Source organism: Paenibacillus rhizophilus (assembly GCF_003854965.1).
Classification (GTDB): domain Bacteria; phylum Bacillota; class Bacilli; order Paenibacillales; family Paenibacillaceae; genus Paenibacillus_AQ; species Paenibacillus_AQ rhizophilus.
Map to the genome: position 1 here is coordinate 830,290 of NZ_RQPI01000001.1, position 15,149 is coordinate 845,438.

The 15,149-nt window shown below is 46.0% G+C and carries 15 protein-coding genes and 1 pseudogene; 10 read left to right on the forward strand and 6 right to left on the reverse strand.

Translation table 11 applies throughout. The annotated features are described in order from the left end of the window. Positions 1-44 precede the first annotated feature (44 nt). A complete protein-coding gene (locus tag EH198_RS03875) occupies positions 45-1,208 on the forward strand; it encodes a phosphoribosylaminoimidazolecarboxamide formyltransferase (protein ID WP_124694203.1) in 1,164 nt (387 codons plus the stop codon). 17 nt (positions 1,209-1,225) lie between these two features. Here EH198_RS03875 and EH198_RS03880 read toward each other — a convergent pair whose 3' ends face one another. Next, positions 1,226-1,639 (reverse strand): MerR family transcriptional regulator, encoded by a 414-nt coding sequence (locus tag EH198_RS03880; protein WP_124694204.1) that lies wholly within the window; start codon positions 1,637-1,639, stop codon positions 1,226-1,228. A gap of 216 nt (positions 1,640-1,855) precedes the next feature. Here EH198_RS03880 and EH198_RS03885 point away from each other — a divergent pair, with 216 nt between their 5' ends. Beyond that, positions 1,856-3,295 (forward strand): aldehyde dehydrogenase family protein, encoded by a 1,440-nt coding sequence (locus EH198_RS03885; protein ID WP_246014081.1) that lies wholly within the window; start codon positions 1,856-1,858, stop codon positions 3,293-3,295. Positions 3,296-3,425: 130 nt separating this feature from the next. Further along, positions 3,426-4,178: an SDR family oxidoreductase gene (locus EH198_RS03890; protein ID WP_221621473.1), complete on the forward strand. Its 753-nt coding sequence runs from the start codon at positions 3,426-3,428 to the stop codon at positions 4,176-4,178. A 332-nt stretch (positions 4,179-4,510) separates the two neighbouring features. Here EH198_RS03890 and EH198_RS24990 read toward each other — a convergent pair. Beyond that, positions 4,511-4,689, reverse strand: a pseudogene (locus tag EH198_RS24990) (DDE-type integrase/transposase/recombinase); the annotation flags it as partial. Positions 4,690-5,385: 696 nt separating this feature from the next. Here EH198_RS24990 and EH198_RS03895 point away from each other — a divergent pair. Both EH198_RS03895 and EH198_RS03900 read left to right on the forward strand, forming a co-directional pair. Continuing rightward, positions 5,386-6,870: an Lsa family ABC-F type ribosomal protection protein gene (locus EH198_RS03895; protein WP_124694205.1), complete on the forward strand. Its 1,485-nt coding sequence runs from the start codon at positions 5,386-5,388 to the stop codon at positions 6,868-6,870. Positions 6,871-7,119: 249 nt separating this feature from the next. Continuing rightward, positions 7,120-8,151 (forward strand): Cfr family 23S rRNA (adenine(2503)-C(8))-methyltransferase, encoded by a 1,032-nt coding sequence (locus EH198_RS03900; protein ID WP_124694206.1) that lies wholly within the window; start codon positions 7,120-7,122, stop codon positions 8,149-8,151. Positions 8,152-8,532: 381 nt separating this feature from the next. On the opposite strand, the gene EH198_RS03905 is transcribed toward EH198_RS03900, so the two are convergent. Next, positions 8,533-9,471 (reverse strand): alpha/beta hydrolase, encoded by a 939-nt coding sequence (locus EH198_RS03905; RefSeq protein ID WP_124694207.1) that lies wholly within the window; start codon positions 9,469-9,471, stop codon positions 8,533-8,535. A gap of 129 nt (positions 9,472-9,600) precedes the next feature. Here EH198_RS03905 and EH198_RS03910 point away from each other — a divergent pair, with 129 nt between their 5' ends. Beyond that, the gene (locus tag EH198_RS03910) at positions 9,601-10,173 is read left to right on the forward strand and encodes a TetR/AcrR family transcriptional regulator (RefSeq protein WP_124694208.1); all 573 of its coding nucleotides are present in this window, start codon (positions 9,601-9,603) and stop codon (positions 10,171-10,173) included. A 635-nt stretch (positions 10,174-10,808) separates the two neighbouring features. Then, positions 10,809-11,024 carry a carboxymuconolactone decarboxylase family protein gene (locus EH198_RS03915; RefSeq protein ID WP_246014082.1) on the forward strand — a complete coding sequence of 72 codons (216 nt, stop codon included), beginning with the start codon at positions 10,809-10,811 and terminating at the stop codon, positions 11,022-11,024. Positions 11,025-11,267: 243 nt separating this feature from the next. Here the strand turns inward: EH198_RS03915 and EH198_RS03920 are convergent, their stop codons facing one another. From EH198_RS03920 to EH198_RS03930, 3 genes are all read right to left on the reverse strand, one after another. Beyond that, positions 11,268-11,606, reverse strand: coding sequence for a hypothetical protein (locus EH198_RS03920; protein WP_124694209.1), 339 nt, complete (start codon positions 11,604-11,606; stop codon positions 11,268-11,270). Continuing rightward, positions 11,606-11,833, reverse strand: a complete 228-nt coding sequence (locus EH198_RS03925) for a hypothetical protein (RefSeq protein ID WP_124694210.1) — start codon at positions 11,831-11,833, stop codon at positions 11,606-11,608. Before EH198_RS03925 ends, EH198_RS03920 begins: the two co-directional genes overlap by 1 nt. Before the next feature lie 96 nt (positions 11,834-11,929). Then, the gene (locus EH198_RS03930; protein ID WP_124694211.1) at positions 11,930-12,784 is read right to left on the reverse strand and encodes a helix-turn-helix domain-containing protein; all 855 of its coding nucleotides are present in this window, start codon (positions 12,782-12,784) and stop codon (positions 11,930-11,932) included. A gap of 107 nt (positions 12,785-12,891) precedes the next feature. Between EH198_RS03930 and EH198_RS03935 the strand changes: the two genes are divergently transcribed. From EH198_RS03935 to EH198_RS03945, 3 genes are all read left to right on the forward strand, one after another. Then, the gene (locus tag EH198_RS03935; RefSeq protein ID WP_124694212.1) at positions 12,892-14,043 is read left to right on the forward strand and encodes an epoxide hydrolase family protein; all 1,152 of its coding nucleotides are present in this window, start codon (positions 12,892-12,894) and stop codon (positions 14,041-14,043) included. Between the two features lie 305 nt (positions 14,044-14,348). Next, positions 14,349-14,618, forward strand: a complete 270-nt coding sequence (locus tag EH198_RS03940; RefSeq protein ID WP_124694213.1) for a hypothetical protein — start codon at positions 14,349-14,351, stop codon at positions 14,616-14,618. After that, positions 14,528-14,782: a flotillin domain-containing protein gene (locus tag EH198_RS03945; protein WP_246014107.1), complete on the forward strand. Its 255-nt coding sequence runs from the start codon at positions 14,528-14,530 to the stop codon at positions 14,780-14,782. The genes EH198_RS03940 and EH198_RS03945 overlap by 91 nt, the downstream gene beginning before the upstream one ends. The last annotated feature ends 367 nt before the right edge of the window (positions 14,783-15,149 follow it).

The following is a 15,149-nucleotide window of genomic DNA, read 5'->3' on the forward strand; positions in this document are numbered from 1 at the left end:
AATACTTTTTTATTTTGCGAAATTCTGAAAGGGGATAAGTTTAGATGGAAATTGCTCTACGGTATGGAATGAACCCGCATCAAAAAAAGGCAAAAATATACTCTACAGGAACAGTGCCCATAAAGATATTGAATGGTGATGCAAGTTACATAAACTTTTTAGATGCACTAAATGCTTTTCAGCTTGTTCGGGAACTTAGACGATGTATCGGTCAACCCTCAGCAGCCTCGTTTAAGCATGTAAGTCCAGCTGGTGCAGCTATTTATTCCCCGTTAAGTGAGTCACTTGTCAAATCTTATTTCGTAGAAGGTCTGGAACTATCTCCTTTGGCTACTGCGTACGCAAGAGCCAGAGGGGCGGACCGAATGTCTTCGTTTGGTGACTGTGCAGCTTTTAGCGATCGGGTCGATGTGACCGTAGCGAATTTACTCAAAAAAGAGGTCTCCGATATCATTGTTGCACCAGGATATGATGAAGATGCTTTGACACTTCTAAAAAAGAAAAAGAACGGAAAATACCTCATCATAGAGATCGATCCGGACTACATACCTGATCCGATCGAAACAAGATCTGTGTTCGGTATCACGATGGAGCAAGATCGAAATGATGTAGAGATTTCAGAGGAACTCTTTAAGAACATTGTAACAACACAACAAATAATTCCCGATAACGCCAAGAGGGATCTTCTCGTTGCTCTGATTACCCTCAAATACACTCAGTCCAATTCCGTTTGTTTTGCGTTGGATGGCCAGACAATTGGAGTTGGCGCAGGGCAGCAATCACGAATTCATTGTACACGACTTGCGGCGGGAAAAGCGGACAATTGGTGGCTAAGGCAGCATCCGATTGTACACCAAATGGATTTCCGTGCCGGAATCTCCCGTTCGGAGGTAAATAATGCGATTGACGGCTGGATTAATGAGGACTTTACACTTGCCGAAGAAAAACAGTGGACACAATATTTTAACGTGGTACCTGATCGGCTTACGAAAACTGAGAAGCAAAATTGGCTAAGAGGCTTAAAAGATGTTTCCTATGTTTCCGACGCTTTTCTGCCTTTCCGTGATAATATTGATCGAGCTGCTCAAAGTGGTGTCAGGTACTTGGTTCAAACCGGAAATTCACTGCGTGATGATCAGGTCATAGAGGCAGCAAACGAAAACGGAATGGTGATGGCCAATTCGGGTATCCGATTGTTTCATCATTAAATTTACATACTTCAGTGTTAAGTTTGTTGCACTACATTATATGCCTCATTTAAATCTTTTTCATAGTTAGCTTTTTTGTGCTCAATAAGAGCCAGTTGTGCCTCAATCTCGTGTTTTTTGGCTAAAAGTAGTTCTTCTTGGTCTAAGACAATGGAGTATTTCTCTTTCAGTTCCATTTTATCTTCCCTTGAGAGGCCGAGATAATGGTGGATCATATCAATTCCCATTCCTGTGCTTCTCATACATTGAATCATTCTCAATCTCATGATTTGATCATCAGAGAACAGGCGGATGTTATTCTTATCTCGCGCTACACCTTGCAGCAAACCGATATCTTCATAATAACGGATTGTTGGTTTGGGTAGGTTAGTTATTTTGGATACTTCCTTAATTGAGTATTGGGGTTCGGTTCCATAAATAAATTCTTCCATATTATTTCTCTCCTATATCCCTTTGTTCAAGTTACTTGAATATACAAAAATTACGATAACATATGAGTGGAAGAAGAACAAGTCATGCTTATTAGAGTTTAATAGATAGTTTCCACGAAAATTTTTTTAAAAATAATATTTGACTTCAAGTTACTTGAACTGAGTATAGTGATTCACGAAGCAAGTAATCATAAATATCTCATAGGAGGTAAATGGATGAACAGGAATGCAGTAATGAAACTTATTGACAAGGTATACATCAATGGAGAATTTGTCAAACCCGACGGAACGGAGCGAATGGATATTATCAATCCGTCAACAGAAGAATTAATTGGACAGGTGCTGTTGGGAAATGAAACAGATACCAGAAAGGCGATCGCAGCCGCGAAAGAAGCATTTAAAACTTTCTCACGAACATCAATTAAAGAACGGGGGCTAATGCTGCAACGGATACACGACGCAATTCTGTCAAGGGCTGCTGATTTAAACCAAGCGTGCATGGAGGAATATGGTGCTACAGCTAAGGCAGCAGAATTTAGAACTCAGATTTCGGCTGATAGCTTCCTTTTAGCAAAAGAAGCAATGGAGGCTTTTGAATTTACCAGACATATTGGGAAAGCAAAGGTTGTTTTTGAACCGTTGGGCGTCGCAGCTGCGATTACGCCTTGGAATGCAAACAATTCCCAGATTGCTATAAAAGTGGCTACAGCCATATCAGCAGGCTGCACGATCGTTGTAAAGGCTAGTGAATTTTCCTCCATTCAGACTCAAATATTGGCTGAGTGCTTCCATGACGCCGGATTGCCTGCCGGTGTAGTTAATATTGTGTATGGATTGGGAACTTCAGTTGGTGCTGAATTATCCCGTAATCCGGATATTGCAATGATTTCTTTTACAGGCTCTGCGAATACTGCAAAGGTTATACAGCATAGTGCTATTGATACAATGAAAAGAGTCGTTCTGGAATTGGGGGGCAAATCAGCAAATATCATTCTGGATGATGCAGACTATACAAAAGCAATCCCTCGTGCCGTTACGAGTGCTTTTGGAAATCACGGGCAGATGTGCATTGCCGGCAGCAGATTATTGGTACCAGAGCATCGACTTGATGAAGTAAAAGAACTCATCAAAGTGGCGGTTGAGAATACCAAGGTGGGTTATCCATGGGAAAATGACACATTTATCGGCCCACTGATGAATGAAAATCAATACAAAAGAGTTCAACGATATATCAAAATAGGTATGGAGGAAGGTGCGGATTTAGTAATTGGCGGAGAAGGACACCCTGAAGGATTAGAGAAAGGTTATTTTGTAAAACCGACCGTTTTTGCAAATGTAAACAGAGATATGACGATTGCCAGAGAAGAAATATTTGGACCCGTACTATCTATTTTAACGTATCGAACGGAGGAAGAAGCGGTAGAAATTGCAAATGACACAGAGTATGGATTAGGTGCATATATCAGTTCTTCTAATATAGAAAAAGCGAACCGCATTGCTTCTCAGCTTGTTGCCGGAACAGTTCTCATTAATGATGGTATTTTCGAAATGAGAGCTCCCTATGGTGGCTTTAAACAATCTGGAATCGGGCGTGAGGGTGGTATATATGGCCTCGAAGAATATCTTGAGCCTAAAACCATAATGAGTTCTAATTAAGCAATGTATGATGTGAAAACACTCTGAAGATATCCTGGCTGCCGAAAATCATAAAAGGGTAGCATCATTTAGAGAGGCTTTATGATTTTACTTACGGTTCCTTATTCTACTAATACGAGGAGTGACATCCATGAATGACGCTAAGATGAATGATGCCAAGTACGCCCTGGTCACGGGGGGCAACAAGGGGGTGGGGCTGGCCACGGTGCGCCAGCTGGCCGAGCGAGGCATGACCGTCCTGCTCGGCAGCCGAGACGCCCAGCTCGGCGCCGACGCGGCCCAGGAACTCGCCGAGGCTGGCCTCACGGTGAAACCCCTCCAGATCGACATCACGGACGATACCTCAGTCACGACCGCAGCCGAATACGTCCGCAGCACTTTCGGGCGCTTGGACGTGCTCGTGAACAATGCGGGCGTTATCGTGCGCAAGCAGGCGACCGAGGTGACCGCCGAGGGCATGCATACGGAGTTCGAGACCAACGTCTTCGGTACGGTCCGCGTTATCCACGCGATGCTTCCGCTGCTGCGTGAATCCAAGTCGCCAAGGATCGTCAACGTCTCCAGCGACTCAGCCATGTTCGCCAGGGCCACCGAGACGGGGTCCATGTTCGCCCGCTCCCACGAATCGTTCTCCTACTCGGCGTCGAAAGTAGCATTGAACATGTTGACCGTCAAGTACGCCAACGCCTTCCTCGACGACCCTGCACTGGCGCATGTGAAGATCAATGCCGTGACGCCCGGATACGTCGCAACCGACCTGAACGGTTTCCGTGGTGTACTCACCACGGAGGAGGGAGCACGCGCCTCAGTGCACTGGGCCACCGTTGGCGACGAAGCCCCGACGGGCGGTTTCTTCGACGAAAACGGCCCAGTGCCCTGGTGATGTGCTAAACTTCACGGTCCGAAGGTCCCCTGCTGGCTGGTCGGGCGGTGTGCGGATTACTGCCGCGCGGGACGCCAGACGCCCGACCAGCCGCACCTCCAGTGGGGAGCGGTATGCGTGGGCGGTACCTCCAGACCAGCAGCCGGCCAGCGTCCGGCAGGATCCTGAGACAGCATCACGGGCTACCGGTGTACCGTTAAAAAAACAGAGGCGCAGCACCTCGCAAGAAGTGCTGCGCCTCTGTTTTGGCTTCATGATGCTGTTTCAGGCGACCCCACGATTCAAGAATACCAGGGGTTATCGCGCCGCTCGCTCGCGTGTTACTCCAGCTGAATCACCAGTTCTTTGGTCATCCGGCTGTCCATATGGAAGCCAATGATTTTGCGGCTATACAGGTCCATGACGCTCGCCAAATAGAGCCAACCTTCGTCGGTGGCGATATAAGCCTGATGTCCGAAACCCAGGTCTGGTTGGGCGCCGCTGGCTTGAATTTTCGGTCTAGCACGTTGTCAAATACGGGCAGATTGTGCTTAGAATTTGTCGTTGCCTTGTGTTTTCGGAGGACTTTGGTGATGTTGGGGCTGCCGTATAAACGGCGGGAATCCAGAAGAATTCGGCGAATTCGCCGCTCCAGTTGCTTGCGGCGCTGCTCACGCTGGCTCGGCTTCCGCCGGGTCCATTTATAGTAGCGGCTTCGTGATACTTGAAAAGTACTGCACATCTTCGAGATCCGGCACTTGAAGCGGTGATCGTGGATAAACGTATAGATCAGCGCCGGTCTTTGGCGAAGAAGTGCATCGCCTTTTTTAAGATTTCATTCTCCTCTTCCAGATCCCGGTTTGGATGGTTTTATTCTATCTCATTCTCGGTTCGTGGTGTCTACTTTTTAGTCTAACAGCAGGGAAAATGATTTCTCAAAGAGTTAGTTGCAATGAAAATATTGGGTATGTTAAGATTACGCTAACACTGACGATAGGAGTTGAAGAGGATAATGTAATATTTCTTGCTTAAGTTTAAAGAATAAAACAAGTTCTGTTTGCTCTGTTTTGTTCTTTATTGGCAAGAAAGTTACCTTATTCTTTTCACTCAAAAAATATATCCTGATCTGACTCTACGCAGGGTTGGATTTGCTTTATTTTTTTGAGCTACAAGAAAGGTCAACTTTCTTGCAGCTCTTTTTTATTTGAGAAGAAAGGAGTTTTCTGGAATGTCATTGATCAAGGTAACCAACCTGACGTTTGCCTATGACGGCAGTTACGACAACATTTTTGAGCATGTAAGTTTACAAATCGATACCAACTGGAAATTGGGCTTTACGGGGAGGAACGGCCGGGGCAAGACTACGTTTCTCAATCTGCTACTCGGCAGGTATGAATACAGCGGAACGATTTCCTCTAACGTCAGTTTCGAGTATTTCCCGTTCCACGTCGAACACAAGGAGAACTATACATTCGATGTAGTCGCCGACATCTATCCGGACTATGAGCACTGGCAACTCATGCGTGAGTTTTCGCTGCTGAAGTTGTCAGAAGATGTGTTGTACCGACCGTTCGACTCGTTGTCCAACGGAGAACAAACGAAGGTGATGCTGGCGGTCCTGTTTTTGAAGGAAAACAGCTTTTTGCTAATCGACGAGCCGACAAATCATCTGGATCTGCATGCTCGGAAGCTGGTAAGTGATTATTTGAACGACAAGAACGGGTTTATTTTGGTGTCACACGATCGGGCCTTTCTCGACAATTGTGTGGACCACATTATTTCGATCAATAAGACCAATATCGAAATCCAGAAAGGAAATTTTTCAGACTGGTGGGAGAATAAACAACGACAGGACAATTTCGAACTGGCCGAGAACGATAAAATGAGGAAGGACATTAAACGGCTGTCCGAAGCGGCCAAGCGAACGAGCAACTGGTCGCACGAAGTAGAAAAAACGAAAAACGGCACCCGTAACTCCGGCTCCAAGGTCGACAAAGGGTACATCGGTCACAAGGCCGCCAAAATGATGAAGCGGTCCAAGTCGATTGAGCAAAGACAGCAATCCACGATCGAGGAAAAATCCCAGCTTCTGAAAAACGTCGATAGCTCGGAAAGCTTGAAAATATCGCAGATGACTTATCATAAACACCAATTGGTCGAGCTTGACCGCGTTTCGATTCATTATGGCGATAAGAACGTTTGCCGCGACATCAGCTTTACTGTCGAGCAAGGGGACCGCATCGTGCTCTCCGGTCCGAACGGCTCAGGCAAATCCAGTTTGCTCAAACTGATTTGCGGCGAGGAGATACCTTATTCCGGCGTGTTTCGAAAAGGCAGCCAGATGAAAATTTCCTACGTTTCACAAGACACCTCGCAGTTGCGGGGCAATTTGACGGAATTCGCCAGATCCAGCGGGATTGACGAAAGCTTGTTCAAAGCGATTTTGAGAAAACTCGATTTTTCGCGCTTGCAATTCGAAAAGGACATCGCTTCTTTTAGCGGCGGTCAGAAGAAGAAGGTTCTGATCGCGAAAAGCCTCTGCGAACGCGCTCATTTGCATGTTTGGGACGAACCGCTCAATTATGTCGACGTCATTTCCAGGATGCAAATCGAAGAGCTGCTGCTGGAGCATTCGCCGACTATCCTTTTTGTGGAGCACGACAGCGAGTTTTGCAAACATATCGCAACAAAAATTGTGGAACTGAAAGTTTAACTCACTCTAGGAGGATGAAAGCGATGATTATTGAGGTTGTAGATGATTATGTGAACCGGTTCTTACCGATTGTCCCGGTTCACAAAAAAATTAATCTGTTGCCGGAGGTTTACCAATCTATCGACAGATGCACGTAGCGATTACGTCCGCAAGCGCAACGTGTTTTTTCCTGCGTAGTTGGTTAATGACGCATTAAAGCATCGGATGACGGTTGCTTTATTGTATATTCTCCGGCGGTAAGGAGAACACATGAAATCAACCTCGAAATATGAAACAATTGGGCAGATCTTGTCCGACTTCACGCAGCCCGCGTACCGGTATGGGCAAATTATGGACGCTATTTTCAAACAAAAAATTGCTGAATACGAACGGATCACCATACTTCCTAAATTTTTACGAGAAGAGTTGGCCCGGACGCTTGGTCCGCACGTCTCCAGCGTTACTCCGGTAAAGGAACTCACATCGCAGCAGGTCAGCAAGGTGCTGTTTGCCAACGGAGATGGCGAACGCGTAGAGGCCGTACGACTTACCTATGAACGGGGGTGGAAATCGTATTGTATTTCCACTCAGTGCGGCTGCGGGTTCGGGTGCCGCTTTTGCGCCACTGGTACTATCGGCCTGAAACGAAATCTGACCGCTGACGAAATTACCGACCAATTGCTTCACTTTCACTTGAACGGCCACGCCTTGGACAGCTTGTCCTTCATGGGAATGGGGGAGGCGCTCGCCAATCCGCACCTTTTCGATGCGCTGGCAATTTTGACCAACCCTCATCTCTTCGGATTAGGACAGCGAAGAATTACGATTTCCACCATCGGCCTGTTGCCGGGAATCGATAGGCTGACGCGGGAGTTTCCGCAGATCAATCTAACCTTCTCGCTGCATTCGCCGTTCGACGATCAACGGAGCGAACTGATGCCGATCAATAAGCGGTTTCCGCTCCACGACGTGCTGAATGCACTGGATCGCCATATTCGGCATACGGGAAGAAAGGTGTATATCGCGTATATTCTTCTTCGAGGGTTCAACGACCGGGCCGAGCATGCAAAAGCGGTTGCCGCTCTGTTGAGGGGAAGGGGATCTTGGGAACATCTCTACCACGTGAATCTTATTCCCTACAATTCGACAGAAGCGACGCCTCAAAGCTACTTGCCATCTGACCCCGAAAGGATCAAAACGTTCGTTCGGACGTTGAAGATAAATGGTGTGAACGCTACGGTCCGAACCCAATTCGGATCGGACATTAATGCGGCATGCGGTCAGTTATACCGAACCGAATAGTCGACGTTTGAAATTTATCATACAATGCCTGCCGCAATACATTTGCGACAGTTAAGAGTAGCGGTTGCCCTGAAGAGGGCAGCCGCTTTATTACTAGTTGAATTAATTATGCACATGGAGCAATACATTTCTGTCGAAGGACAACAACATATAATCGATAAGGTTCCGCGTAAAAACGCGGCTTTTTTATTTTAAGCGCGCCTAAGATGGCGATAGACCTTGTGATTCAACAAGGAGCTAATGGTACAGTCTGGGGCGATATAGAATAAGACCGCCCCAGCCGAGGAGCGGTCTAATCCGAAATAAGGCGTTATAAAATTACGAGGATTGCTGACCTTAGATTTATTCACACGTTTTTTTATCGGGCAAGCCGATGGCGCCTCAAGCAGAGCCAGGGGCGGTCAGATTCGTAAGGAAGAACTCCGCGAGCTTCGAAACCGCAGGCGCCACGTACTCGTCCTTGTCGTAAAGGGCGACGTGGGTGGCACCGTCAATCCAAAACAGTTCCTTGGGCTCTTGCGCGTTCGCAAACGCTTCGGTTGTCATCCATGACGTGACGGCTTGAGTTCCAACGATCATGAGCAGCGAGCGAGGCGCGATCAGGTCGATGAACCGGAACGCGTCGAAATATGCGATGCGGTCTATACTGTTCCAGGTAAAGCTCTTAGCCGAGCACGGGTGCTGCGCGCGGTCGGTGCAGTAATATTCCCAACCCTCGAAGGCGTGCTGGCCGAAGGCGCGGGCCTGATCCTCGGTCTCCGGGAAAATCGGGAATGTGCCGACGCCTTCGCCGCGGGCTTCGGAAGTGCGGGCCGCCGCTGCGGCGTCGAGCATGCCCTGGAAGATAGCGGGGTCCTGCTTGCCATCGCTGCCGTTACGGAATTGACGGCTGATGTCGACGGCGCTGACGGTAGCGACGGCCTTGATGCGGTGGTCTGTCACAGTGGCGGGGATCACATAGCCGCCAGAGGCACAGATGCCCAGTGCGCCGATGCGGTCCGGGTCGACCTCGTTGTGAACACTGAGGAACGAGACGGCAGCCTTGAAGTCCTCGACGCGGTGGGCTGGGTCCTCCAATCCGCGCGGCTCGCCTCCACTTTCGCCCTGATAGGCGGCGTCGAAGGCAAGAGTGACGAAACCCCGCTCGGCCAGGCGCTTTGCGTAGAGGCCCGCAGCCTGCTCCTTGACGCCGGTGCCGGGATGGCCGACGACGATCGCAGGGCGCGGCCCGCTGATCATTCCGTCGGGTGTGTAGAGGTGGCCGGCGATCTTCACGCCAGCACTGTCGAAGGTGACGTCCGTCTTAGTATAGTAATTCATGCATTATCCCTCCAAAATTTTATTTTGTTTTCGAACTTACATTTACGATATTTACATAATGAGTTCGATATGTCAAGTAAGAAATTATACAAACTTGACATTTGTTGATCTGTTCGTTAACCTGAATATATGGATAAAAAAGAATCGGCAAGACTGGCGTACGTTCTTGAGACAGCTCTGAATATTTTTGTTCGGTACGGCTATAAAAAAACATCCATTGAGGATATCTCGAAAGCCGCGGGGATCACACGTCAGGGGATTTATCTTCATTTTAAAAATAAAGATGAGATCTTTAGCGCTTCCATTCAAAAAGCGTTGGACGACGGTTTGCAATTCGCCGATCAGATACTTGAGGATGACCACTTAACGCTGGAAGAAAAACTGTTTCAAGCATTAGACGAGTGGTATGGCCGACACGTAGGATTCCTTCATCCTGAAGCGTCTGATCTTGTGGCCCAATGTGAACGCGTTCTCGGCGGCGCTGTTGAAAACAGCAGTTCATCATTTCAAAAGAAACTCGAACAAGTCATTTTAGCGTCATCTGGGAAAAATACAAAAGACGTTAAGAAGCGCGCTGCGACCATTGCCGACATGCTATGTACATGCGCATTGACTTGGAAGCATCGTTTATCATCGCGGCAAGAATTCCAAGAGAAGTTGTGTGATGCCATCCACTTGTGTTGTCAAGATCTTCGAGACTAGTTTGTGAAAGCCGGCTCGAAGATCATACGCGGGGCAAGGCGGAGGAGTGATACTTCCCAGAAAATTCAACAGTTACGTTAACGAAATAGTCAGACTCCACAATTGAGCCTAATTGATGTATAATAGTGCTAACAATTCGCACCTGGAAGCACCGGGAGAAACGCGGTAACCGCCGCTTTCTTCGAGGTGCTTTTTTTGTATGCTAAAGAGGATTTGAATGACAAGAACATAATCGAATAGAGTATCAGTAACTTACTTTTAGAAGATACCGCCCCAGCAGCCGAGGGCGGTATTTTGATGCGGCAAAATATTTGTTCATCAAAGCTGGGGTGAACCAAAGCCAAAAAACGTACCGAGAGCTTATCGAGGAGTTAAATGAGAAATGACATTTTCCAGAAGTCTATCTGAAGCCGAGTGACCATGTTCTGAAGATTTGGATAGAAAGACTCGCAATACATACTAAATAGAAGCGATAACCCAATGCCCGATCTGTTCAACTGGTTTACTAAACCTTCCGTGGCTATAGCCGTAGTTCTTGCGGCGGTTTCATTTAGCCGTAAATTAAGCAGAAAGCTTCGTTATGAATCGAATTGAAAAGAGGAAGGAGACGTACAAGCAGTTATTTTAGTGAGAGAGTGCTAGCTAAGTATGCTACCGATTCGGATTTTCAGGATATTCTGTGCCGCTTCATTTTTGGAGAAGTTTTTGACCAAGTTAGTCTGGATATCAATCAGCGCAAGCTCATCACCTTGATCGTGATTGTGACCAGTCAAACCTTGCCCCAACTCAAGGCACATGCTCGCACCGCGCTAAGTTCGGGGCTAACACCGGTAGAAATGCAAGTACCATAAGAACCGCACCTGACACGATTTTTTTAAGGGACCAAGGCCTAACGCTGATTTGAAGAAGCTCTAATTAAGTATACGGGGAATCATTTTATCAGGAGAGTTTCGCAACGGCTGACACCGGAGACCGACTTAAAGTAGTTTAGTCCTTCTGTGCGGTCAGCTGCGGCGTCAGCACCAAGATAATATCAACGGCATAAGGGTGATATAGCAATAGAAGCCCCCAGCCACCGTAAAAAACTTTACTGTTTAATCAGCAGATTTTACTTCTGATATGTCAATCATCTTATATTCGGATTTTTGTTTCTGAAAGTTAATTTTTATGTTCTTAATTTCATTTCTTCGGTGAAGAACTCCTTCAATAGAAACATTTCCCTTTACTCCACAGACTTTCTCAGGATTGAAAATCCAATCCGTACCATATTTTTCGTATATTGCATTATTGATCTCATTGTGCAAAAGCCTCGTTGAAAATTCCTGTAAACCAGGAGGGGTAACATTATCTTCTGCTTTTGGATTACTAAATCCCGTGATTAAGATTAAAGTGAAGCAGAACATGATTAAAACCAACAACTTTCTTATTTTCATCACTCATTCTCGGGTGGATCCTCATCCATACCGACGGCTGAATCAAATACACTGTCCTGAGGAACTCTCGTCAGATCCAACTTTTGCTTCACCTGGTAATTGATATTCCCATACCAGGCCTCAAAGGAGTCATCCAACTGCTCCTCTCGATTACGATCCTCGTTCACATCCGAATCAACTTCGATTTTTTTACCTTTTACCCCGTAGTCGTCTTTGGGATGGATCATTCTTTACTTCAGCTCCTTCGTATACGGATTGAATTAAAATCCCCTGCAAAAACCAATTTTATGCAATCCCGAGTAGATATTAATCTGTTCAGTCCTTTATTGAGCATTGGAAAACTTACGAGAGATATTCCTATATTTTGTAGGTGATATCCCTTTTTTAGCTTTAAACTGCTTGATAAAGTATGTGTCATACTCGAATCCCGTAGCGCGCGCTATTTCATTCAGCTTCATGCCTGTATGCGTAAGAAGATCACATGCAACTTTCAAACGATATTCAAGCATGTAACCTATTGCCGTATTTCCGCATCTCTCCTTAAATAATTTATTGAGAGTTACACGGTTCAAATGGACATAATTCGTCAAATCCTCCAAAGAAATCTTCCTTGAGTAGTTCGTTTGTATATATTCTATTGCTAAATCCACAGGAGAACGTTCACTGGTCAGGCATAAATCCTCAAGTAATCCTAAAATTTGTATAAGGTACTTTTTAATTCTGCATACCCAGTTTGAATCGCTTTGCGCCTGAACTTCCATACCAAGTATAAAAAACCATTCAAATAAAATCGGATATGCTTTTTCGGTTACATGTGGAACGCTTAAAAAGAGAGGATCACGTTGAAACAGCGAAAGACCTGTTTGTATTCTCGGACCCGTTGGAAAATAACCTTGAGCTTCGGAAAGTGTTGTGGTGTTGAGAAATTGGGAATCATAACAAAAGGATTGCGCCGCTAAGCTAACCTTCTCGTTGACTTGGATAACATCATATTCAGTCAAGCAAAGGACACCCGGTGCGACAATAGTTATGGGAAACTCGTTGAATATCCCTTTCAAGGTTCCTGAAGTAATTAAGATAATTGTAAAACGTTGAGGATAAGGAAGGTTACTAAAGTCCTCCACTGCGAAAAATTCAATGTTCACTGAACGTTTTTTGTAACGGTCGGTCTGCGGCATAATGATCACCTATCAAATAGTATAGTTAGATGCTTCGTTTTTAGCATAGTACCACAGAAGTTCAAGGGATATCATTAAGATGTGCATAAAAAAGGAGGAGGAATATAATGTCCGTTGAACGTTTTCATATCCACATTGCAGATGAAGTCCTTGATGATTTAAAGAGAAGATTACACCACATCCGCTGGCCGGATCAATTGGACAACTCAGGCTGGGATCGAGGTACTGATTTAACTTATTTAAAATCCCTTGTTTCGTATTGGCGGGAACAGTATGATTGGCGGGAACATGAAGCTCAGTTAAACCGTTTTTCCCAGTTTCGCTGCAACATCAATGGAATTGATGTGCACTTTGTTCATGAGTACGGCAAGGGTCCCAATCCCATACCCATTATTCTAACCCACGGATGGCCAGATAGTTACCTTAGATATCAGAAGATTATTCCTCTTCTAACAGATCCAGCTAGTTATGGAGGTGATCCGAAGGATTCTTTCGATGTCATTGTCCCTTCATTACCTGGTTTTGGGTTCTCTAGCTCTCCTGACCATCCTGGTGTCAACAATTATCAGGTTTCCGAGATGTGGGCTAAATTAATGACAAAAGAATTAGGATACGATAAGTTTGCTGCAGCAGGTGGGGATATAGGTTCCGGAGTTACAAGATATCTGGCATCGAATCATCCTGAACTTTTATTCGGGATTCACCTAACAGATATTGGTATCATAAGAGATCTCCTTACGTCCCACGAGCAGGTAAAACTTTCAGAGGAAGAGCTTCAATACAAGAAAAGAGCATTAGAATGGATTTCTCTAGAGGGAGGATACATGTCGATACAATCGACACGTCCACAGACTCTTGCGTATGGACTTTCTGATTCACCAGCAGGCTTAGCCGGTTGGATTATTGAAAAATTCCGAGCTTGGAGTGATTGTGGAGGTGACCTCCGTCAAAGATTTAGCGAAGATGAACTCATTACGCATATCATGGTTTATTGGCTTACTAACACAATCGGGTCGTCAACACGGATGTATTACGAAAATTCAAATTCTCTGCCGCCATTAGGCTATATAAAAGTACCAACTGGGGTTGCATTATTCCCAGCAGATATAGTATTACCACCAAAAGACTGGGCAGTACGCAATTTAAATATAACTCGCTGGACGAACATGGCTCGTGGTGGACATTTTACGGCCATGGAAGAGCCAGAGCTTTTAGTCCAAGAAATTCGTGCCTTCTACAAGCCTTATAGAGTGGAATAGGGAGTGTTTCTGATGGAGCAGATTTCTTAGAGGACGACTTCTCTTCGTAATTAGTTATATCGATATGATTACAGGTATACTGGCAAAGTTAGGGGGTGCTTTACTGATGGAGAATCTCTTAAGATTGTCTGTGACTTATCCTGCATTCGGTGGAAGGCCATTTGCGCGGCTTAATCGGGCAATTAACGGTGGAATCCATACTAAAGACACCCGACGAAATCAACAGCAAGATGCGGGAGACCTGAAGCCAACCGGGCCGTCGGGAAATCGAAGTTGAACTGAGACAGAGGGAGCTGGAGGCGACGGTGATCAAGCCTGCCCAAGCGGAGAACCAGGCTACGATTATGAGAGCGGAAGCAGCCAAGCAGCGGCAAATTCTTGAGGCGGAAGCAGAGGCAGCCACGACGACCAAACGCGGGCTAGCAACGGCGGAAGCAGAGCTGGCGAAGGGGAAAGCCAACGCGGAAACGCGGAAATTGTTCAACTGGCTGGAGCGGCGGAAGCGGGGGCACTGGAGAAAAAAGCCGAAGCGTACAAACAGTTCACGCAAGCCGCACTTACAGTGGAATTCTTGAAAGTTCTGCCAGAGCTGGCTGAAAAAATCGCTTCTCCGCTGACCAAGGTAGATAAGATTACAGTGATTTCCCAAGATGGAGCTTCATCCGGCGTGAACAAAATTACCGGCGATATCGCCAAAATCATGGCCCAGATTCCTGAATTGACCCATATAGTTTCGTAAACCAGCCCCGTACAGCGGCAAAAGCTTTCCGCGCTGTGCGGGGCTGGTTTAGCTTGTTTGGAAAACAGCAGATAGCTATAGAACGTGAAATTGAGCATGTTACACTTTTCATATCGGAATTTCTTGTGATTCAAGGCTGTTTCGGCAATCCAATATGATGAGAATATTGTGAGGTCCGGCTAAAGTCATGGATGCGAGCGACATCAGATGCAGGAAGAATGAAGCGGACACTAGCTTTCTGCTGGACTCCAAAATTACCTGGAATTTCTTTAACGAGTTTTAATGTGGTTTTTTGCGGGATCAGGGATGTACCAGTGTACATATGTACAAAATACGGGTTTTGTGAAGATGTATTAAAGAAACCGTG

Bases quoted from the DNA above. Each gene is read 5' to 3' on its own strand.
- EH198_RS03925 (WP_124694210.1), bottom strand. From the start codon at position 11,833: ATGATCCATCCCAAAGACGACTACGGGGTAAAAGGTAAAAAAATCGAA.
- EH198_RS03905 (WP_124694207.1), bottom strand. From the start codon at position 9,471: ATGAATTACTATACTAAGACGGACGTCACCTTCGACAGTGCTGGCGTG.
- EH198_RS03930 (WP_124694211.1), bottom strand. From the start codon at position 12,784: ATGCCGCAGACCGACCGTTACAAAAAACGTTCAGTGAACATTGAATTT.
- EH198_RS03920 (WP_124694209.1), bottom strand. From the start codon at position 11,606: ATGAAAATAAGAAAGTTGTTGGTTTTAATCATGTTCTGCTTCACTTTA.
- EH198_RS03895 (WP_124694205.1), top strand. From the start codon at position 5,386: ATGTCATTGATCAAGGTAACCAACCTGACGTTTGCCTATGACGGCAGT.
- EH198_RS03910 (WP_124694208.1), top strand. From the start codon at position 9,601: ATGGATAAAAAAGAATCGGCAAGACTGGCGTACGTTCTTGAGACAGCT.
- EH198_RS03935 (WP_124694212.1), top strand. From the start codon at position 12,892: ATGTCCGTTGAACGTTTTCATATCCACATTGCAGATGAAGTCCTTGAT.
- EH198_RS03885 (WP_246014081.1), top strand. From the start codon at position 1,856: ATGAACAGGAATGCAGTAATGAAACTTATTGACAAGGTATACATCAAT.
- EH198_RS03875 (WP_124694203.1), top strand. From the start codon at position 45: ATGGAAATTGCTCTACGGTATGGAATGAACCCGCATCAAAAAAAGGCA.
- EH198_RS03900 (WP_124694206.1), top strand. From the start codon at position 7,120: ATGAAATCAACCTCGAAATATGAAACAATTGGGCAGATCTTGTCCGAC.
- EH198_RS03880 (WP_124694204.1), bottom strand. From the start codon at position 1,639: ATGGAAGAATTTATTTATGGAACCGAACCCCAATACTCAATTAAGGAA.
- EH198_RS03890 (WP_221621473.1), top strand. From the start codon at position 3,426: ATGAATGACGCTAAGATGAATGATGCCAAGTACGCCCTGGTCACGGGG.